This window comes from Legionella quateirensis (genome assembly GCF_001467955.1).
Lineage (GTDB): Bacteria > Pseudomonadota > Gammaproteobacteria > Legionellales > Legionellaceae > Legionella > Legionella quateirensis.
Genome location: NZ_LNYR01000049.1, coordinates 242,481 through 242,755, shown reverse-complemented (window position 1 = coordinate 242,755; position 275 = coordinate 242,481). Strand labels below are relative to the sequence as shown.

Below are 275 nucleotides of genomic sequence, written 5' to 3'. Positions count from 1 at the left end.
TGGCTAATCTTGACGTGAATGCCAATGATACCTTTGAAAATGCAGGCCATACCATCACTGCCATTAATGGCACGGCCATTGCCGTGGGCGGCACAGTGGCTGTGGCCAACGGTACGGTACTATTGAATGCTAACGGTACCTTAAGCTTTACCCCAGCTGCGAATTACAACGGCAGTACCAGCTTTACCTATACGGTGACTTCTGGTGGGGTTACGGAAACTGCTACAGTGAACCTGACGGTGAATCCGGTTAATGATGCTCCAACCAACAGCGTC

At 50.5% G+C, this 275-nt stretch carries 1 protein-coding gene; it reads left to right on the top strand.

The genetic code is table 11. The annotated features are described in order from the left end of the window. Nucleotides 1–275 (top strand): cadherin-like domain-containing protein (locus Lqua_RS18550; protein WP_193787194.1); only part of this gene is annotated, 275 nt, incomplete at both ends.